Below are 20,144 nucleotides of genomic sequence, written 5' to 3' on the forward strand. Positions count from 1 at the left end.
ACCGTGCGGCTCGGCGGCGGACTCTTCGGGCTTGGGCATGGACGAGGAACTCGACTGGATGGGAACTTGCACGACGACCCGTTCGAAAGAGCTGAGAAGACAATCAGAAATCCTGCCCGCACTAACAAGGCGTATGTCCGCGGACAAGCAACCTGAAGGCGCAGCAGGGCCATGCATATGGGGCCATAAGCGCTCGCGCGATGGCAGGAATGAGGCGTTGGCCGGTATGCGCCGGTGCGCCTTCGCCGCCCGGACCCGGCATTGCGACGACGCGGCGAGAAATCCCCCTCCCTTCCGGCCCGCCTACACTAATGGCCCGAACGGAAGGGTCCCCATGGATACGACGCACAACCTCGATCTCCCGCTCATCGTCGCCGCACAGGCGCAGAAACACGTCACCCACAACGAGGCGCTGACATCTCTCGATGCGATCGTGCATATCGCGATCCTGCGGGACGACCTCGCCACGCCGCCTGCCGGGCCGGAGGATGGCGACCGCTATCTGGTCGCGGCGGGGGCGAGCGACGCCTGGCTCGGCCAGGCCGGTCGCCTGGCCGCGTGGCAGAACGGCGCGTGGCGGTTCTTCGAGCCTCGCCCGGGTTGGATGGCCTATCGCCACGATACCGCAAGCTGCCGGGTCTTTGACGGGGCCGAGTGGCAGCAGATCGGCGGCGCGGCGGCCGACGGTGCCAGCCTGTGGGGCGTGAACGCCGCCGCCGATGCCACCAACCGGCTCGTCGTCGCAGCGCCGGCCAGCCTGTTCACCCATGACGGCGACGATCACCGGCTGGCAATCAACAAGGCCGGGGACGACGACACGGCCGCCCTTCTCTTCCAAACCGATTGGTCAGGGCGGGCAGAGATCGGCCTTGCCGGGTCGGACGATCTGGCCCTGCGGGTGAGCGAGGATGGGAGCGCCTGGCGCAGTGGCGTGATCATCGAGGGCGACGGCCGCGCCAGCCTCCCCTTCACCCCCCTCGCCGACAATCTGGTCATCAACGGCAATCTCGCCATCAACCAGCGCGGCTTTGCCGGCGGCGGCCTCGCCGCGGGCGCTTTCGGCCCGGATCGCTGGAAGGCGGGTGCCGAGGGCGCCAGCCTCACATCGAGCGCCGGCGAGGTCACGCTGGACGGGGAGATCCTGCAGGCGATCGAAACCGCGCTCTGGCCCGGCGCTGCCGGAACCGCCTTCACGGTCACGGTGACCGATCTCCGGGACGCCGCCCTGGAGGTCACGCTGGACGACGCACTCGTCACGCTCGACCCCGCCGCCGGGCCGGTCTCCGCGGTGCTGGAGCCGAGCGCCGCGGGCCCCTTCCGCACCTTGCGGCTGCACACGACCGCCGGACCGGCCCGGTTCCGGAACGTCGCGCTCGTCGCCGGCGCGCCTGCGACCGCCCCGCGCGCACGTTCCCTTGCGGAGGAATTGCAGTTCTGCCGACGGTACTTCGCCAAGAGCTACGAGCTTGCCACGATGCCCGGCGACGGCCTCGGACCGCCGGGATACACGCTCGGCGTCTGCTACAGCGACGGCAATATCGCCTCCCAGCGAATCATGCTGTCGCCCCCCATGCGAACGCCGCCCAGCGTCGTGTTCCATGCACCGAACACTGGCAATCCGGTGGCCGCGGGACGCTGGCAGGCACTCGGACCGGGCCTCAGCTACCAGAATGCCGACAGCATGGCGCTGGCCGAGAATGCGTCCACCGGCTTCGTCGTCAATCTCGGCGTGACCGGCAGTCTGTCCGGCTCCGCCTATCTCGCCTGCGGTGGATGGACCGCCAGCGCCGAGCCCTGATCAATAAGTTTTGCTGAGTATTCGGCGGACTGCGAGGCTTGAGAACTGAGGGGTGAGCGTGTATTGGCGCTCCGTCCGGACCACAGATTTGCCCGAGATCGCTAGCGCGCCAACGGCCGATTGACGGCAGCGACGATGGTCACATGGATGGAGACGAAATTTGCAGTCACGTGCAGACGAGATCCGAGCAGAGACCGCGGCGGACAAACGGATCGTCTTTGTATCCGGCAATTTCAACATCTTGCATCCGGGCCATCTGCGCCTTCTGAAGTTTGCGGCCGACATGGCCGACGTTCTGGTGGTCGGTCTGCGGCCCGACGGGACGCCCGGCGTGACCGTGCGCGGCGAGATGCGCCTCGAAAGCGTGCGCTCACTGAATATTGTCGATCACGCGCTTATCCTTACGGAATCCACCACCACCTTCATCGAGCGTCTGCGCCCCGATTTCGTGGTGAAGGGCAAGGAATTCGAGGAGGAAGCCAATCCGGAGGCCGACGCGGTCGCCTCCTATGGCGGCAAGCTGATCTTCTCGTCCGGCGAGATGCGCTTCGCCTCGATGGATCTGCTGAACCGCGACACGGCGACCGATTTCTCGACCATCACCAAGCCGCACGCCTTCGCCGACCGCCATTCCTTCGACATCTCGGCGCTCGGCGACATCCTGCACTCGGTTTCGGGCATGCGGGTCGCGGTGATCGGCGACCTGATCGTCGACGATTACATCACCTGCGACGCCCTCGGCATGTCGCAGGAAGACCCGACCATCGTGGTCACCCCGATCCAGACCAAGACCTTCGTCGGCGGGGCCGGCGTGGTGGCCGCCCATGCGCGCAATCTCGGCGCCGAGACGACGCTGTTCACTGTGATCGGCGGTGACGACGCCTCCGATCTTGCCAGCGCCGAGCTCGGCGAAGCCGGGATCGACTTCCATGGCTTCCTCGACGAGACGCGACCGACCACCCGCAAGCAGCGCTTCCGGGCCCTCAACAAGACGCTGCTGCGAGTCAATCATCTGCGCCAGCACGATATCGGCCGGGAGATCGAGACCGAGATCCTGAAGCGGATCGAGGCGCTGCTGCCGAAGGTCGACCTGCTGATGTTCGCCGACTTCAACTATGGCTGCCTGCCGCAGACGCTGGTCGATGCGATCGGCGAGATGGCGCGGGCCCGCGGCGTCATCATGACCGCCGACAGCCAGGCCTCGTCGCAGGTCTCCGACATCTCGCGCTTCAAGGGCATGAGCCTGATCACCCCGACCGAGCGCGAGGCGCGGCTTGCCATGCGCGATTCGGCATCGGGGCTGGCGGTGCTCGCCGAGGAACTGCGCGAAACGGCCGACGCTGCCAATGTCATCATCACGCTGGGCGGCGAAGGCATGCTGGTGCACGGCAAGGGCGAGAGCGGGAAGCACATGACCGACCGGCTGCCCGCGCTCAACACCTCGCCGAAGGATGTCGCGGGCGCTGGCGACAGCCTCTTCACCGCCACATCGATGGCGTTGTGTGGCGGCTACGACATCTGGCGCGGGGCCTATCTCGGCGCCGTCGCGGCCGCCTGCCAGGTCTCGCGGGTCGGCAATTCGCCGCTGCGCTGCGCCGATATCCTCAAGGAGATCGAGCTGCCGGACGAATAGCGGGACGGCAGCGGATTTTCGACGGGGCACGGGAGACGACGATCACATGGCCATGCGGGCACTTCTACTGGCAGCCGGGCTCGGCACGCGGCTTCGGCCCCTGACGCTGACGGTGCCGAAATGTCTGGTACCGATCCACGGCAAGCCGCTTCTGGACTACTGGCTGGACCACGTCTTCGCCGCCGGCATCGACCGCGTCCTGATCAACACCCATTGGCTGGCCGACGCCGTCGAGCGCCACGTCGCCGCCTCGCCCTGGCGCGACCGCATCGATCTCGTCCAGGAAGACGAGCTCCTGGGGACCGCCGGTACCGTCGCCGCCAATCGCGATTGGCTCGGCAACGACCCCTTCCTGCTTGCCCATGCCGACAATCTCACCGATTTCGACGTGAGAAACTTCGCGCAACGTCATGCGGCGCGTCCGCAGCATTGCGCCATGTCGATGCTGGCCTTCCGTACGGACATGCCACGGACCTGCGGGATCCTCGATCTCGACGCCGACGGGGTCGTCCAGACATTTCACGAAAAGGTCGCGAATCCGCCCGGAAATCTGGCTAATGCTGCCGTGTATCTCTGCGAATCCGAGGTCGCAGACTTCATTACCGGGCTTGGCCGGCCGGTCGTCGACTTTTCGACCGAGGTCATCCCGCACTTTCTGGGGAGAATCCTCGCCGTGGAAACGGCCGGATATCACCGCGACATCGGCTCGGCGGAGGCGCTTGCCCTCGCCGAGGCGGAGTACCGTCCGTAAATGTCACAGGGCGATCGAAAGTACCGGTCGCAGTTGACACCGCATGGGAATTAGGCGACGCATCCGACCGATCCTGCGCCGCTGTGAGTTTTCGCGTCGACCATCGTAAAATCAAGTCTTCAGGAAGAAAATCACATGAAGATCTTCGTCACCGGTGCCTGCGGATACAAGGGCACTGTGCTCGTACCGAAGTTGATCGAGAAGGGGCATGAGGTCGTTGCCTTCGACATCCAGTGGTTCGGCAACAACCTGCGCGAGCACCCGAACCTGACCGTGGTCCAGGGCGATATCTGCGATACCGAGTCTTACGACCTGACCGGCGTCGACGCGATCATCCACCTGTCGTCGATCGCCAACGACCCGGCCGGCGACCTGAACCCGAAGCTTACCTGGGAGGTCAGCTGCCTCGCCACCATGCGGCTGGCCGACAAGGCCAAGCGCAGCGGCATCAAGCGCTTCATCTTCGCCTCCTCGGGCAGCGTCTACGGCGTCAAGGAAGAAGAGCAGGTCACCGAGGACCTCGAGCTCGTCCCGATCTCCGAGTACAACAAGACCAAGATGTGCGCCGAGCGCATCCTGTTGTCCTACAGCGACGACATGACGGTCCAGATCGTGCGGCCGGCGACGGTGTGCGGCTTCTCGCCGACGATGCGCAACGACGTGTCGGTGAACATGCTGACCATGCTGGCGCTGAAGAACGGCAAGATCACCGTGTTCGGCGGCGACCAGGCCCGCCCGAACGTTCATATCGACGACATCACCGATCTCTACCTGTTCCTGCTCGACCACCCCGAGCACACCGGCATCTACAATGCCGGCTTCGAGAACATCACCATCATGCAGATCGCCGAACTCGTCGCCAAGCATGTCGATGCCGAGATCGAGGTCACGCCGTCGAACGATCCCCGCTCCTACCGGGTGAACTCGGACCGCCTGCTGGCGACCGGCTTCAAGCCCAAGAAGGGCGTCGAGGAGGCGATCAAGGAGCTCGTCGGCCTCTATCGCCAGGGCGCGTGGACCGACGATCCGAGCTACCACCGCATGAAGTGGATGCAGAAGGAAGTCCTGTAATGTCGCTGGCCCGCCAGACCCCCGCAGGCGGCGCGAGCGCCGCGCATTTCGCCGATTACAGCCGGCGGCTGTCGGAGCTCCTGGCCGCCTTCGACTGGAGCGGTGTCGTTGCCCTCGCCGACGATCTGTTCGACGCGGCCTGTACCGGGCGGCAGGTGTTTCTGTGCGGCAATGGCGGCAGCGCCGGCAATGCCAACCACCTCGCCAACGATTTCCTCTATGCCTGGTCGAAGACCGCCGGCCAGGGCCTGCGGGTCAGCGCCCTGTCGGCCAATCCGGCCGTGCTGACCTGCCTGGCCAACGACGAAGGCTACGATCAGGTCTATTCGCTGCAGCTCGCCGTGCAGGCGCAGCCCGGCGACATCCTGATCGCCTTCTCCGGCAGCGGCAATTCGCCGAACATCGTCAAGGCGCTCGAAGAGGGCAAGCGGATCGGCATGCGATCCTATGCGGTGCTCGGCTTCACTGGCGGCAAGGCGAAGCCGCTGGCCGACGTTCCGATCCACTTCGAGACGGACGACATGCAGATCGCCGAGGATACGCAGGTCGTCATCGGCCATGCGATCGTTCAGTACCTCAACGCGCGACGCTCCGAAGTGAGCAAGTAAGGCACGATGGCCGATCCCAAATTTCTCGTTCTCGGCTCGAACTCGTTTTCGGGCGCCACCTTCTGCGACTACCTCGCCGAGCAGGGTTACGACGTCGTCGCGACCAGCCGCTCGCCCGAGCCGAACGTCGCGCAGCTGCCCTACAAATGGCAGGCCCGGCCCGGCTCCGTCCGGTTCGAGAAGGTCGACATCAACCACGATCTCGACGCGCTGGAAGCGCTGCTCAAGCGCGAGCGCTTCACCCATGTGGTGAACTTCGCGGCGCAGTCGATGGTCGGCCAGAGCTGGGATCATCCGGACGACTGGATGATGACCAACGTGGTCTCCACCGTGCGCCTGCATGTCCTCCTGCGCGGCCTCGACTTCCTCGACCGCTACGTCCATGTGACGACGCCCGAGGTCTACGGCTCGACCGAGGGCTGGGTGCGCGAGGACACGCCGTTCAACCCGTCGACCCCCTATGCGGTGTCGCGCGCGGCCGGCGACATGTCGCTGAAGACCTTTGTCGATACCTACCAGATGCCCGCCGTCTCGACCCGCGCGGCCAACGTCTACGGCCCCGGCCAGCAGCTCTACCGCATCATCCCGCGCACCGTGTATGCGGCGATGACCGGCCAGAAGCTGCGCCTCGACGGCGGCGGCAAGTCGGTGCGCGTGTTCATCCACATGCGCGACACCTCCGACGCCACGCTGAAGATCGCGCTGAAGGGCACCGTCGGCGATACCTACCATATCTCCGGCTACGAGCTGGTCTCGATCCGCACCCTGGTCGAGATGATCCTCGCCAAGCTCGGCAAGTCCTTCGACGAATGCGTCGAGCTGGGCCCCGAGCGCCCCGGCAAGGACGCGGCCTACACGCTGGATTCGTTCAAGCTGCGCACCGAACTCGGCTGGCAGGACAAGATCTCCCTCGACGAGGGCCTGTCCGACGTCATCGCCTGGGCCGAGCGCTTCCGCGACGAGATCCCCAAGCTGGACCCCGCTTACGTCCACAAGGCCTGAGCCCACCCCGTCCGCCGATTCTTCGGGAGAGAATGACGACATGAATGCACATGCGAAGATCAGCGACGGCGCCGTCCTGGCCCGCCAGGCGGCGGAGCTGCGGGGACGCGTCATCGAGATGTCGCACAAGGCGAAGTCGGCGCATCTCGCCTCCTCGCTGTCCTGCCTCGACATCCTGACCGCCGCCTATTGGGGCGTCCTCGACATCGACCCGGCCAATTCGGCCGACCCCAAGCGCGACCGCTTCATCCTGTCGAAGGGCCATGCGGCGATGGCGCTCTACGCCACGCTCGCGGCGCGCGGCTATTTCCCGTCCGAGGAGCTGGAGACCTACAATCAGGATGGCGGCCGCCTGGCCGAGCATCCGCCGGCAAATCTCCTGCCCGGCGTCGAGGCGGCCACCGGCTCGCTCGGCCACGGCCTACCGATCGGCTGCGGCATGGCGCTGGCGGCGCGGGTGAAGGGCGAGGATCCCTACCGAGTCTTCGTCTTGCTGTCCGACGGCGAGTGCAACGAGGGCTCGGTCTGGGAAGCGGCGATGTTCGCCGCCGGCCAGAAGCTCGACAATCTCTGCGTCATCGTCGACTACAACAAGTGGCAGGCGACCGCCCGGTCCAACGAGACCCTGGCGCTGGCGCCGCTGCGGGACAAATGGGCCAGCTTCGGCTGGGACGCCCATGAGGTGGACGGCCACGACGTCGGCAAGCTCGCCGAGCTGATGACCAAGGTGCCCAACGGCTCCGGCAAGCCCGTCGCCTTCATCGCCCACACCGTCAAGGGCAAGGGCGTGTCCTTCATGGAGGACGACAACAACTGGCACTATCGCGCGCCGACCGCCGAAGAGGTCGAACTGGCGCACAAGGAGCTCGGCCTCAAATGAGAAACGCCTTCGCGGACGAACTGACCAAGATCGGCACCGAGGACGACCGTCTGGTGATGCTGTCGGGCGACATCGGGAACCGGCTCTTCGACAAGTTCCGGGACGCCCGCCCCAACAGCTTCTTCAATTGCGGCGTCGCCGAAGCCAACATGACGGGCCTGGCCGCCGGCCTGGCGATGTCGGGCCTGCGCCCCTTCACCTACACCATCACGCCCTTCGTCACGACGCGCTGCCTCGAGCAGATCCGCACGGACGTGTGCTACCACGACCTGCCGGTGACTATCGTCGCGGTCGGCGCCGGCCTTGCCTATGCCGGTCTCGGACCGACGCATCACGCCTGCGAGGACATCTCCTTCCTGCGTTCGCTGCCGAACATGAACGTCATCTGCCCGGGCGACCAGTGGGAGGTGCGCGCCGCCATGCGCGCCGTGATGAAGCAGGACAAGCCGTCCTACATCCGCATGGGCAAGAAGGGCGAACCGGTCGTCCATGACGGTCCGCTCGCCGATTTCGCCATCGGCCGCGCCATCACCGTCGCCGAGGGCGACGAGGTCTGCATCCTGTCGACGGGCAACATGCTGCCGGAGGCCGTCGAGGCCGGCAAGCTGCTGTCCGAACAGGGCCACGGCACCCGCGTCGTCAGCTTCCACACGGTCAAGCCGCTGGACGAGGCGTGCCTCGCCGAAGCCATGGCCCGCTTCAAGCTCGTCGTCACCGTCGAGGAGCACAGCATGATCGGCGGCTTCGGCTCGGCCGTCGCCGAATGGGCGGTCGACCGGCGCGAGGACACCCGCAAGCTGATGCGCTTCGGCACCCCCGATGCCTTCTTCAAGAAGTCGGGCGAGCAGGAATATGCGCGCGAGCAGCTCGGCCTGACCGGCCACCAGATCGCCCATGCGATCGCCGCCCGGCTGGGCGAGCACTGACAATTCGGCCATGCCATCCGCCGCGCGGTGAGCGCGGCGGATGTTTCGACACGTCCGTCTGCCGGGCGACCGGGGCATCGTCCATGACCCGGCCGCACCCAGCGACGGACCACGCACAGTTCCAGGAGGGTCCCAGACCATGAAGACCGAAGCCGCACTGCTCGTCGCGACCGGAGAGCCCCTCGTTCTCGCCACCATCGAGACCCCCGAGCTGAAGCCGGGCCAGGTCCTGGTCGAGATCGCCTATTCCGGCGCCTGCGGCACCCAGCTCATGGAAATCGCCGGCGACAAGGGCGAGGACAAATGGGTGCCCCATTGCCTCGGCCACGAGGCGACCGGCACCGTCATCGAGACCGGCTCGGCCGTCACCAAGGTCAAGGTCGGCGACGACGTCGTCCTGTCCTGGATCAAGGGCAACGGCATCGAGGCCGGCGGCGCCGTCTATGACTGGGACGGCAAGAAGGTGAATGCCGGCGGTGTCACCACCTTCCAGCGCCACGCCGTGGTCAGCGAGAACCGCCTGACGCTGGTGCCGGAGGGCATGCCGCTCGACGTCGCCGTGCTGCTCGGCTGCGCCGCCCCCACCGGCATGGGCGCCGTCTACAACGTCCTCAAGGTCGCGGCCGGCGACAGCATCGCCGTGTTCGGCACCGGCGGCATCGGTCTCAACGCGATCATGGCCGCGGCGCTCGCCGGCGCCACCACCGTCATCGGCGTCGACCTGCGCGAATCGCGCCGCGAGCTCGCCCGGGCCTTCGGCGCCACCCACACGATCGACCCGGCCGAGGGCGATGTCGCGGCGCAGATCAAGGCGATCATCCCGACCGGCGTCGACCTTGCCGTCGAGGCGACCGGCGTGCCCGACGTCATGGCCACCGCCATCGGCGTCACCCGCCAGCAGGGCGGCAAGGCCGTCGTCATCGGCAATGCCCGCTACGACGCCCAGCTGTCGATCAGCCCGGCGGTCTTCAACCAGGGCAAGAGCCTGATGGGCACCTGGGGCGGCGACAGCGTGCCCGACCGCGACTATGCCAAGTTCGGCCGGCTGATCTCCCAGAGCCGCTACCCGGTGCGCAACCTGCTCTCCGAGCCCTACAAGCTCGAGGACATCAACGACGCCATCGCCGATCTGCGCTCGGGCAAGATCGGGCGCCCGCTGATCGACATGAAGAAGCGCTGAGGCCGCTAAGATGCGGATCGGGATCGACTTCGACAACACGATCGCCTGCTATGAGGGCGTGTTCCACGCCGCTGCGCTGGAACGCGGCCTGATCTCGGCCGAGATCGGCACGGACAAGAACTCGGTCCGCGACTTCCTCAACGGGTCGGGCCGCAAGGACGATTTCACCGAGCTGCAGGGCTATGTCTACGGGGCCCGCATGGACCTCGTGGCGCCCTATGCCGGCTTTGCCGATTTCGTCGACGCGCAGATCGCGGCGGGCCACGACCTCTTCGTCGTCAGCCACAAGACGCGCCATCCGATGATGGGGCCGGCCTACGACATGCACGAGGCGGCGCGCGGCTTCCTGGCCGCCAACGCCCTCGTCGCCGAGACCCGGCTGTTGCCCGACCGGGTGTTCTTCGAACTGACGAAGGACGAGAAGGTCGCGCGCGCCGCCAGCCTCGACGTCGACGTCTTCATCGACGACCTGCCCGAGATCCTCGCCATGGAGGGCTTCCCGGCCGGCACCCGCAAGGTGCTGTTCGATCCCCATGGCGTGCATCCGGCGGAGCGTTCGGCCGAGCGCGGCTGGATCCATGTCGACGGCTGGGCCGGCATGGCAGACGCCCTGGCAGCGGCCTCGGCATGACCGGCGACGCCGCGACCGGCACGACGCCCGACGACAGCGCGGCCGTCGCGGGCCGCCTGCTGGCGCAGGCACGGCTGCCTGCCCTGTCGGGCATCGGCCGGCTGGCCGGCGGCAAGAACAACCGCGTCTTCCAGCTCGATCTCGCCGATGGCGGGCGCGCCGTCCTGAAGCGCTACCATGTCGATGCCCGCGACGACCGCGACCGGCTCGGTGCCGAATGGCGCTTTCTCGACTATGTCTGGGCCCGCGGCGTGCGTAACGTGCCGCAGCCGTTCGCCTGCGACCGGGGCGTCAGCGCCGGCCTCTACGGCTTCATCGACGGCCGCCGGCTGGAGAGCGCCGAGATCGACGCAGAGGTCGTGGCGGCCGCCGCCGACTTCGTCGTCGCGATCAATGGCGAGCCGCGCCGGCCGGACGATCTGGCGCCGGGCTCGGAAGCCTGTTTCAGCCTCGCCGATCATCTGGCCACCGTCGACCGGCGCGTCGCCCGCCTCGACGCCATCGACCTGGGCGCGCCCCGTGGCGAGGACGCCGCGCGCTTCGTCGCAACGCGCCTCAAGCCCACATGGACCGCAGTGCGCGGCCGCATCCTTACCGCCGCGCAGCAAGCCGGCCTCGATCTTGCCGCGCCGATCGGCCGCCCGGTCGTCTCGCCGTCGGATTTCGGCTTCCACAACATGCTGCGCGACGCTGCCGGCCGGTCGATCTTCATCGACTTCGAATATGCCGGGCGCGACGATCCGGCCAAGCTCGTATGCGACTTCTTCTGCCAGCCGGAAGTGCCTGTTCCGGCGCAGTTCTTCGACGGCTTCGCCGACCGGCTCGCCGGCGCGCTGGCGCTGTCCGACGCCGACCGCCACCGCTGCACCCTCTTGCTCGACGCCTACCGGGTGAAATGGGTGTGCATCATTCTCAACGAGTTCCTGCCGCTCGGCGCCTCGCGCCGCGCCTTTGCCGATTCCGGCGAGCGGGCGGCCCGCTGCGCGCGCCAGCTTGCCCGCGCCGAAACACAGATCGCGCCCGTCAGCGCCTGATCGTCCACCTGAGAGGAGCCCCCATGGCCTATCGCGACTTCGTCAGCCTCGTCCACAAATCCACCCCGCGCGACTATCTCGCCCGCGTCACCGAGCGCGATAAGGCGGAAGTCGCCGAGCTCGCCCTGCAGTGGGACTATGATTACTGGGACGGCAGCCGCCAGACCGGCTTCGGCGGCTACAAATATGACGGCCGCTGGCGCAAGGTCGCCGACGCGATGGTCGAGACCTACGGTATCAAGCCGGGCATGCGCATTCTCGACGTGGGCGCCGGCAAGGGCTTCCTCCTGCACGACTTCCTGGAATCGGTGCCGGGCGTCGAAGTCCACGGCCTCGACATTTCGCGCTACGGCATCGACCACGCCATGGAGACGGTGAAGGACAACATCGTCGAGGGCACCGCGTCGAAGCTGCCCTATCCGGACGACCATTTCGACCTGGTCATCTCGATCAACACCCTGCACAACCTCTACATCTACGACCTGTTCTCGGCCTTCAAGGAGATCGAGCGGGTGTCGCGCGGCGGCAAGTACATCTGCGTCGAGGCCTATCGCAACGAGCGCGAGAAGGTGAACCTGATGTACTGGCAGCTCACCTGCCGCGCCTTCCACACGCCGGAAGAGTGGGAGTGGATCTTCGCCGAGACCGGCTACACCGGCGACTACGAGTTCATCACCTTCGAATAGGCGGACGATCCGCCGGCCACTCGTGGCAGCCGGACACGCTCTTGCGATGCGAAACGTCAGCCGCGCCCGTTCTGGGCGCGGCTGTCTTGCTTTGGGATGATCGGATCTCGGCGTGTGGTTGGCGCGCGGCGTCAGCGTCGGAAGAGGCGTCTGCCCAGGCTGCGCGGCACCCGCCGCCACGCCGCCGCCAGCAGCGGCCGTGTCGGCGCAGCGTGAACCACCGAATCGCGTGTCGCGGCACTGGCCCGCGGCAGCGCATGATTGCGCAGCCATGCCTCCACCTCGGGATGCAGGCCGCCCTGCCCGTCGCCGTCGGTGCCATTCACGCTGAGCTGGGCGAGCAATCGAAGAGATTCTGCGGGCCGACGTCCAGAATTCGCGCCTGCCCCTCCTTCAGGTAACCGCGCTGGGACAGGTACCGCAGATAGACAAATCGCATCATGGATCTGGATCCCGTGTTCGGCTCGGCGACGCGTTCCCCGACCGACGGGACGCGCGCAGCATGGTCCTCTCCTGCATCTATGGGATGCGAGCGCGCCCTAACGCAACTATTCCTCCGGCGTCGTCGACGGGCCAGTCCGCTGGCCCGACCGCCCGGCATCCGGCGGAGAGGTCAGCCGGTCCGTGTCGGCCCGCCGTGCCTTCTTCGACAGGTACGAACCGATCGAGATTCCGGGTTTTTCGATGAGCACGTAGGACACGATGGCCCAGAAGATCGCCCCGGGAGCGAAGATGGCCGGCAGATACCACCACGGCATGCGTTCGAAGGTTTGGAAGTATTCGACGTTCTGGGAAAAGCCCTGCATGCCGGGAAAGTTTGCCAGGATGTAGATCGGGTGGGTGACATACAGACTGTACGACACCAGCCCGAGAAGCCGCAGCGGATAGACGTCCAGCCCCTTGCCGAGGTTGTGCAGATGCGGCGTCGACGCCAGCATCAACATGAAGCCGATACCGAGGCCCGTGGTCTGCCTGTCAAAGCGGGGATAGGTGAAACCGATCATCGCGGCCCAGTCCGTATCCTGTGGCACACCGCTGAGATCGAACAACAGGAGCGCCAGTCCGACGACGAACAGCCAAGGGGCATGGCGCTTGATCATCGGGGATATCTCGGAGGCCAGGATACCCAGCATGAAGAACTGCCACAGGCCAAAATTCCGGCTGTGGAGATCCGCGAAGGCAACCGTCACCGCTCCCACCAGCGCGAACAGCGCCATCCGCCGACGCCCCACGACGATAAAGAACATGGGAAGCAGACAATAGAATATCAGCTCTATATAGAGACTCCACGCGACCGGGTTCGCAAAGCGAATGAACCCGATCGAATAGTACATGAGGATTTCGCCGACGAAGAGGCGCACAGGTGCTTCGTTGCCGTAGAAATCCCAGAACGCCAGCAATATCGTGGCGGCGGCATAGACTGGCCAGATACGAAACAGTCTGCGGATGCCATAAGCACGGAGGTCGGCGAGGGTCTGCAGTTTCTGGACTGAACGATAGATCAGGAAACCGCTGAGGACGCAGAAGATCGGAACGGCCGCCGCACCATATTCGAGCCAGGAGGCCTTGAGCTGCGTCTCGGCAAAGACCGGATAGGTAAAGAACCAGCAATGGCCGGTCGCGACCAAGACCGCAGCCAGGCCGCGATAGGCGTCAAAGCCCCTGAAATGCTGACTGGTCCCCTGGAAATGCGTGATCGGAAGCGGGAGATAGACCTCCCTGACCCGCGCGAAGGAGAGCGCGAACAGAATGGCATACAAGGCGAAGGCAGAGACCGACGCGAAGGGAAAAGCCCACAAGATCGACGTCACTGGCTACTCCCCGGATATTTGCCACTTGCGCCCTGCGCGCGTTCGTTGGCCGCCTGGGCACTCAACGAACCCCCTGAGCGCGATATTCGGACCCGGGCAATCATCTCGGAGCGACAACTTCCGTCCCCTTGCGAAACGTGCGTATTGGTGCGCTTTCCATGAAGGCGCAGCAAGCGTCCCGGCGGCTTCGGCTAAAGGCAGGCGACCAGCGTGGCATTTTCGGCACGATCGGCCGTCGCCTCGCCCCGCGGCGCGCTGCGCGATATCCGTATTCTGATCGCGCCGGAGGAGACTGCCGGGCCTCCATGCGCGATGGAAAACATCGATTCGCCCCCGCCCGGATTACAGCCTGGACGTTGCCAGCCCCGCCAGCCAGCCGCTGCACGCCACGACACTGTCCAGCCGCGTAACCGGCACCGGTTCGGCGGTCAGCGGCTCGCGATCGGCGCGGTCGCCGACAAGGGCGATGTGCGGCACGCCCGCCGCCGAAGCGGCGCCGGCATCGCTCCAGCGGTCGCCGATCATCGCCGAGCGCGAGAGGTCGAGGCCAAGATCGTCGCGCGCCTGCAGAAGCATGCCGGGACGCGGCTTGCGCCAGGGATGGTCCGGATGCCGGTACTGCGCAACCGTTGCCGCCGGGTGATACGGGCAATGATAGACCCGCGCGACGGCGGCATCCTCGTCCGCGAAGCGCGCGATCATCCAGTCCGTCAGGTCGAGGAAGGCAGCCTCGCTGAAATAGCCGCGGGCGATTCCGGACTGGTTGGTGACGATGACCGGCACGTAGCCCGCTGCCCGCGCCTGCCGCACCAGGTCGAAGATCCCGTCCATGAAGACGATGTGCTCGGGGCGATGGGCGAAGTCCGTATCGACATTGACGATCCCGTCCCGATCCAGAAACAGCGCCGGTTGGCCGGTTGCGATCCCATGAGGCATGTCGGGCACGTCCCTTCTTCAGCGCGGCGGACCGGCGCGAGGTGGCCGGCCGCCGTTGCAGGGTCTCCTACCCCGCCGGGCTGCCGTGACGGAAGAGGCTTTCGGGTCCCACTCCCCTTTCGGCCAGCGCGGGCGGGGTTGGCTTGTCGCCGAGCCACGTCTATAGGCAGGGCAACGAAGGTACCGATGTTCGCTGCACGCAACGGGGGCGCCGGCCGCGTCGTCCTCGCGTCCCGGCCGAGGGTGCAGTCCGGCAATGCCTGGAAGACATACGATGCCTCCCGGCCTGGAGAGTCCTGAATGAAGCTCGTTTCGCATCACGCCCGGGCCCGCAGCGACCTGCTGCTGGCCATCAAGGATGCCTATATCTGGAACTCGCTGGCGGTTGCGGACATCCGGTCGAAATACCGACTGTCGACGCTCGGCTCGCTGTGGATCACCATGAGCACCGGCGCGCTCGCGGTGGCCATCGGCCTCCTCTACGGCCAGTTCTTCGGCCAGGACATCCGCGACTACCTGCCCTATTTCGCGGCGGGCTACATCGCCTGGATCTTCATGTCGTCGATCATCTCCGAGGCCTCGACCAACCTCATCGAGTCCAGCGGCCTGATCAAGGGCACCTCGCTGCCGATCGTCTTCCACATCATGCGGATGATCCAGCGCCACCTGATCATCTACGGTCACAACTTCCTCGTGGTGATCGCAATCTGGCTGTATTTCGCCTGGCCGCTCGGCCTGTCGACGCTGCTCGCCCTCTACGGTCTCATCACCTGCTATCTCTTCATGGCGGGCCTCGCGGTGATCATCGCCGTCATCTGCGTGCGCTATCGCGACATTCCGCCGTTGATCCAGGCGCTGACCCAGTTCCTGTTCTTCGCGTCGCCGGTGATCTGGCAGCCCGAAAGCCTCTCCTATGGTCGGATCATCCTCTATCTGAACCCGATCACCTATTTCCTCACCACGATCCGCGACCCGCTGCTGAACCGCCCGCTCGACGGCTTCGCCTTCCTCGGCGCGACGGTGCTGGCCATCGGCTCGCTTGCGCTCGGGTCGCTGTTCTACATCCGCTTCCGCGGCCGCATCGCATATTGGGTTTGAGAAGATGGCACGTCTGATCCTCGAGAACGTCAATGTCGATATCCCGATCCCGTCCATGCGGGCCCGGTCGCTGCGGACCGTCGCCATTGCCAAGGCCCGCGCCATCGGCGGGCAGATCATCAATTCCGGCACCGAGATCAGCGTCATGCGCGCGCTGGAGAACGTCTCCTTCTCGCTGAAGGATGGCGACCGGCTCGGCCTCGTCGGCCCCAACGGCGCCGGCAAGACCACGCTGATCCGCGTCCTCTCCGACGTCTACCAGCCGACGGCCGGCGTCTATCGGCGCGAGGGCACGCTGGTGCCGATGCTGGACCTCAATCTCGGCTTCGACGACGAGGCCACCGGCAGCGAGAACATCTTCATGCGCGGGCTGATGATCGGCCTCTCGCGCAAGGAGATCGAAAGCCGCGTCGAGGAGATCTCGACCTTCAGCGAGCTGGGCGAATATCTCGACCTGCCGCTGCGCACCTATTCGCAGGGCATGCGCCTGCGCCTGATGTTCGCCATCGCCGTGACGGTGAGCGGCGACATTGTGCTGATGGACGAATGGATCAGCGTCGGCGACGAATCCTTCAAGCACAAGGCGCAGGAGCGCCTGCAGGAGGTCATCGGCCGGGCGGGTATCCTCGTGATCGCCTCCCACGACAACGCCATCCTGCGCGAGAACTGCAATCTCGCGCTGCGGCTGGAAAAGGGCCGCATCACGGCCTTCGGTCCGATCAACGAGGTCATCGGCGAAGAGGACTGAGGGGACGACCGACCGGGCGATCCGGCGGACGGACGGGGATACGCCAGACGTGCAACACCGCCTATATCTGACCGGGAGCCCTTCCGGAAGGGAAGGATTGGTCGTATTCATGCCGCAGCGTTGAAGGACAATCCTTCGATTACCTCGATCTTCAGAAAGTACGGATGACCAGTCAGTTGCCCGATTCCTCGAAGACCCCCGATCCCTTCGCCCTGGCATCCTTCGTGCGGCGCGTTCGACTCGCCGTGCGAGCGTCCGACCGCGCCGAGTTGAGCCGTAAGCAGCGCGCCGTCCGGACGTCGTACCGGCTGGGACAGTACATTCCAGCAGCTTTTCGCAATTCGAGCGCCCTGCGGAATGCCTCACAGCTGGGCAAGCGCGTCCGCAATTCAGCTGCGGCGCGTTCGGAGCGGGCACTACAAGTCGTCGCTGCCCGACTCTACAACCAACGGCGCCAGATCAAGGCCTTGATGACCAAGGTCGTCAACGGGCGCAGCACGAACGAGGACTGGACACGCGCGCGGCGGGTCCTTGCGACGGCGCAGAACATCGTCGACCGGCAGATTCCGCTTGTGTCCGGCCGCGTCCTGGAACTGCTGAACTTCACCATGGTCACTATGCTGACGGCCCAGATGACCGCCGGCAACCACAACAACACCCTGATGTTGGCGCGCCTGCTCAATCTCAGCTTTCGTCCGCATATCAAGGACAAGCGGTTTCCCACTGCCTTCGTCTACTTTCAGGCCCTGCTGCACACGCGCCAGTACGAGCGCATCGCCCGCGAATTCGACTATGGCGACAAGATCGACAACCACTATCTCGCGCATATCGTCGGCGTGGCTTTCCTCTACACGAACCGTCCGCGCACGGCCCTTTACTTCCTTGAGCGAGCCAATGCTCTCAACGGTGGCAGCCACTCCGACCATCGCATGCTCGGCCGGGCCCATCTCCTGCTCGGCAACCTCGCCGAGGCGGCCTCCTGGTTCAAGCACGGGATCAGTCTCGCACCCTCGACGGTGATGGCGCACCAGAACTATGCCGGCCGTTACGACGTCCAGAACTACAAGCCCAAGGATTGGGAGCTGCGCCGTGCCGGCGCGCTCATGATCTATGACAATTTCGGCCAGCTCGCCGAGGATTTCTTCCTGCTCGGCGATTTCGACACCAGCTTCCGCTGCTACCAGCAGATGCTGGATTTCCAGCGTCGGTGGAAACGCCAGCATCCCCTGCCGGCCAAGCTCCGGGCCGAGTTCCAGGTGCGCTACGATCTGTTTGATCCGGCCAAGCCGATCCGCATCCTGCCCTATGAATGGGTCACCCAGTTCGGCCACATCGCGCTGCTCGACAGCTATCTGAAGATGGCGCGGCTCGGCATGTATCCCGACGCCAATTACGTCGTGCTCGCGCCGAAGGACAAGGTCGTCAACGAGCAGTACCTGACCTATTGGGAAAAGCACTTCATCGTCGTGCGCGACGAGGATCTGGTCAACGAGCTCTTCCCCTATCAGCGGCTGGTCGGCGACAATTTCATGGCCTATCCCGGCGCCGACGGCCTTGCCGAGCCCTGGACCCGTGCCGCCGCCCGCGCCCATATCCGCTGGGCCGAGGAGAAGCGCGAACCGCTGCTCAGCGTCAGCGACGAAAGCCGCAAGGCCGGCGAAAAGGCGCTGGCCAAGCTCGGCGTTCCCGAGGGCGCCTGGTATGTCGGCCTGCATGTGCGCGAGGGCGGCTATTACGGCGAAGGCAGTGGCTCGATCAGCACCCACCGCAATTCCCGGATCGAGGACTACATGCCGGCGGTCCGCGAGATCGTCCGGCGGGGCGGCTACGTGATCCGCCTCGGCGACAAGTCGATGCGTCCGCTGCCGCCGATGGACGGGGTGATCGACTACGCCCACAGCAAGTACAAATCGCCCGACGTCGACATCTTCTTCTGCGCCACCAGCCGTTTCGTCATCGGCACGACGTCCGGTCTGACCACCGCGTGCCTCTCCTTCGGCACGCCCATGGTGCTGGTCAACGCCATCTCCAACGACTGGCAGCTCTGGTCGGACGATACCGATTTCGTCGTGAAGACCGTCCGCGACATCCACAGCAAGCAGATCGTGCCGTTCAGCAAGGTGTTCGCCATGCCGATGCAGGGCTACCTGATCAACAGTCAGGTGATGCGCCGCAACGGTCTGGAAGCGCTTGCGAACTCGGCCGAGGACATCACCGAGGCCGTGCGCTACAAGCTCGACATCCTCGACGGCATCCTGACCCGCGAGGAGATCGACGCGCATCCGCTGATGCGGCGGTATCGCGAGGAAATGCAGGCCAACAGCCCGATGTTCGGGGCCGCGCGACCGGTCATCCCGTTCCTCGAGCGTCATCCCGAAGTGTTCGCCACCTTCCCCGCAGCCGCACCGGACGACGGCGCGCCGACGGACCGCCCGGGCCTTTCGACCACCGCATATGCCGGCACGGCCCATTGAGGCCACCGGTCGTTGAAAGGCTGAACACATGCAGAGCCGTGGCCTGAAGCTGATCGTCGGCATCGCCGCGCTGGCGGTGCTGATGCGCCTCGGCGCAACGACGCAGCTCGATGCCTGGCCGCAGGTCAAGGCGCTGCTCATCCCGTTTGCGCAGGTCTATCTCGACATCTTCAATTCGCCGGCGACGGCCATTCTCCTGTGTCTGGCGATGGTCGTCGCGGCGACGGCACTGTTCCTTTATTTCTGGCGCCGACGGCTGGCACCGGCGCGGCGCGACCTGCGGATCACCGCCTCCCGCCTGCATGCGCTCACCGACACCCGGCCGGCAGATCTCCTGGCCCGGCTCGACGAGATCATGGGCGCATCGCCCAATCTCGCCCGCGGCTGGACGCTCTACCGGCGCACGCTGGTGCGCGGACCCGATGGCGCCTACGTCTCGCGGGTACGACCGCAGGCCTATTTCAGTATGCATGCGCTGGAGCGCGATCTGCGCCTGCGGGTCTATTTCGGCCTGCCCAATGATTTCGTCGGGATCGGCCTCGTCTTCACCTTCATGGGGCTCGTCGCCGGCATCTATTTCGCCAGCCGCAGCATGATGTCCACCGATCTGGCGGAGTCGCGACAGGCCCTCGTCCAGCTCCTGCATGCGGCGACCTTCAAGTTCATGACCTCGATCACCGGCATCGGCCTGTCGCTGCTCCTGTCCTGGAGCCAGCGCGCGCTTCTGGAAGATATCCAGTCGGAACTGATGGAGATCCAGTTCCTGCTCGAGCAGGCGCTACCGGCCTCCGCCGCCGTCGCCGGCACGGCCGCTCACGCCGGAGCATTGACCCCGGTAACGTCTGGTGGCACCCCTGTGCCGGCCAGCGCGGCCTGA

General features: G+C 65.8%; 19 protein-coding genes. 16 read left to right on the forward strand and 3 right to left on the reverse strand.

What is annotated here, in order from left to right; genetic code table 11:
* The 12 genes from ACEQX1_RS02670 to ACEQX1_RS02725 form a co-directional block, all read left to right on the forward strand.
* Window positions 1-1,798, forward strand: a 1,798-nt coding sequence (locus ACEQX1_RS02670; protein ID WP_370196481.1) for a DUF2793 domain-containing protein, incomplete at its 5' end; no start/stop codon positions are given.
* Window positions 1,799-1,958: 160 nt separating this feature from the next.
* Complete coding sequence (locus ACEQX1_RS02675) at window positions 1,959-3,431, forward strand: PfkB family carbohydrate kinase (RefSeq protein ID WP_370194098.1); 1,473 nt, start codon at window positions 1,959-1,961, stop codon at window positions 3,429-3,431.
* 52 nt (window positions 3,432-3,483) lie between these two features.
* Window positions 3,484-4,182: a nucleotidyltransferase family protein gene (locus tag ACEQX1_RS02680; protein WP_370194097.1), complete on the forward strand. Its 699-nt coding sequence runs from the start codon at window positions 3,484-3,486 to the stop codon at window positions 4,180-4,182.
* 135 nt (window positions 4,183-4,317) lie between these two features.
* Window positions 4,318-5,253 carry an NAD-dependent epimerase/dehydratase family protein gene (locus ACEQX1_RS02685; RefSeq protein ID WP_370194096.1) on the forward strand — a complete coding sequence of 312 codons (936 nt, stop codon included), beginning with the start codon at window positions 4,318-4,320 and terminating at the stop codon, window positions 5,251-5,253.
* Window positions 5,253-5,861, forward strand: coding sequence for an SIS domain-containing protein (locus ACEQX1_RS02690; protein ID WP_188076262.1), 609 nt, complete (start codon window positions 5,253-5,255; stop codon window positions 5,859-5,861). Before ACEQX1_RS02685 ends, ACEQX1_RS02690 begins: the two co-directional genes overlap by 1 nt.
* A gap of 6 nt (window positions 5,862-5,867) precedes the next feature.
* A complete protein-coding gene (locus ACEQX1_RS02695) occupies window positions 5,868-6,863 on the forward strand; it encodes a GDP-mannose 4,6-dehydratase (protein ID WP_370194095.1) in 996 nt (331 codons plus the stop codon).
* Between the two features lie 40 nt (window positions 6,864-6,903).
* Entirely contained in the window at window positions 6,904-7,743 is an 840-nt protein-coding gene (locus ACEQX1_RS02700) for a transketolase (protein WP_188076264.1), read from the forward strand.
* The gene (locus ACEQX1_RS02705; RefSeq protein WP_188076265.1) at window positions 7,740-8,669 is read left to right on the forward strand and encodes a transketolase C-terminal domain-containing protein; all 930 of its coding nucleotides are present in this window, start codon (window positions 7,740-7,742) and stop codon (window positions 8,667-8,669) included. Before ACEQX1_RS02700 ends, ACEQX1_RS02705 begins: the two co-directional genes overlap by 4 nt.
* Window positions 8,670-8,808: 139 nt before the next feature.
* Window positions 8,809-9,849 (forward strand): zinc-binding dehydrogenase, encoded by a 1,041-nt coding sequence (locus ACEQX1_RS02710; RefSeq protein WP_370194094.1) that lies wholly within the window; start codon window positions 8,809-8,811, stop codon window positions 9,847-9,849.
* 10 nt (window positions 9,850-9,859) lie between these two features.
* Window positions 9,860-10,480, forward strand: coding sequence for a hypothetical protein (locus ACEQX1_RS02715; protein WP_370194093.1), 621 nt, complete (start codon window positions 9,860-9,862; stop codon window positions 10,478-10,480).
* A complete protein-coding gene (locus ACEQX1_RS02720) occupies window positions 10,477-11,514 on the forward strand; it encodes an aminoglycoside phosphotransferase family protein (protein ID WP_370196482.1) in 1,038 nt (345 codons plus the stop codon). The genes ACEQX1_RS02715 and ACEQX1_RS02720 overlap by 4 nt, the downstream gene beginning before the upstream one ends.
* A gap of 23 nt (window positions 11,515-11,537) precedes the next feature.
* Window positions 11,538-12,200 carry a class I SAM-dependent methyltransferase gene (locus tag ACEQX1_RS02725; protein WP_188076268.1) on the forward strand — a complete coding sequence of 221 codons (663 nt, stop codon included), beginning with the start codon at window positions 11,538-11,540 and terminating at the stop codon, window positions 12,198-12,200.
* A 131-nt stretch (window positions 12,201-12,331) separates the two neighbouring features.
* On the opposite strand, the gene ACEQX1_RS02730 is transcribed toward ACEQX1_RS02725, so the two are convergent.
* The 3 genes from ACEQX1_RS02730 to ACEQX1_RS02740 form a co-directional block, all read right to left on the reverse strand.
* Window positions 12,332-12,544: a hypothetical protein gene (locus ACEQX1_RS02730; protein ID WP_370194091.1), complete on the reverse strand. Its 213-nt coding sequence runs from the start codon at window positions 12,542-12,544 to the stop codon at window positions 12,332-12,334.
* A gap of 204 nt (window positions 12,545-12,748) precedes the next feature.
* A complete protein-coding gene (locus ACEQX1_RS02735) occupies window positions 12,749-14,011 on the reverse strand; it encodes an acyltransferase family protein (protein WP_370194090.1) in 1,263 nt (420 codons plus the stop codon).
* Between the two features lie 342 nt (window positions 14,012-14,353).
* Window positions 14,354-14,947, reverse strand: a complete 594-nt coding sequence (locus ACEQX1_RS02740; protein ID WP_370194089.1) for an HAD family hydrolase — start codon at window positions 14,945-14,947, stop codon at window positions 14,354-14,356.
* 300 nt (window positions 14,948-15,247) lie between these two features.
* Between ACEQX1_RS02740 and ACEQX1_RS02745 the strand changes: the two genes are divergently transcribed.
* The 4 genes from ACEQX1_RS02745 (at window position 15,248) to ACEQX1_RS02760 (ending at window position 20,144) form a co-directional block, all read left to right on the forward strand.
* Window positions 15,248-16,045: an ABC transporter permease gene (locus ACEQX1_RS02745; protein ID WP_188076271.1), complete on the forward strand. Its 798-nt coding sequence runs from the start codon at window positions 15,248-15,250 to the stop codon at window positions 16,043-16,045.
* Between the two features lie 4 nt (window positions 16,046-16,049).
* Entirely contained in the window at window positions 16,050-16,793 is a 744-nt protein-coding gene (locus tag ACEQX1_RS02750) for an ABC transporter ATP-binding protein (RefSeq protein ID WP_188076272.1), read from the forward strand.
* Between the two features lie 470 nt (window positions 16,794-17,263).
* Window positions 17,264-19,267 carry a TIGR04372 family glycosyltransferase gene (locus ACEQX1_RS02755; protein WP_370194088.1) on the forward strand — a complete coding sequence of 668 codons (2,004 nt, stop codon included), beginning with the start codon at window positions 17,264-17,266 and terminating at the stop codon, window positions 19,265-19,267.
* Window positions 19,268-19,295: 28 nt separating this feature from the next.
* Window positions 19,296-20,144 (forward strand): hypothetical protein, encoded by an 849-nt coding sequence (locus tag ACEQX1_RS02760; protein WP_370194087.1) that lies wholly within the window; start codon window positions 19,296-19,298, stop codon window positions 20,142-20,144.

The organism is Aurantimonas sp. (assembly GCF_964217435.1).
GTDB classification, from domain to species: Bacteria; Pseudomonadota; Alphaproteobacteria; order Rhizobiales; family Rhizobiaceae; genus Aurantimonas; species Aurantimonas coralicida.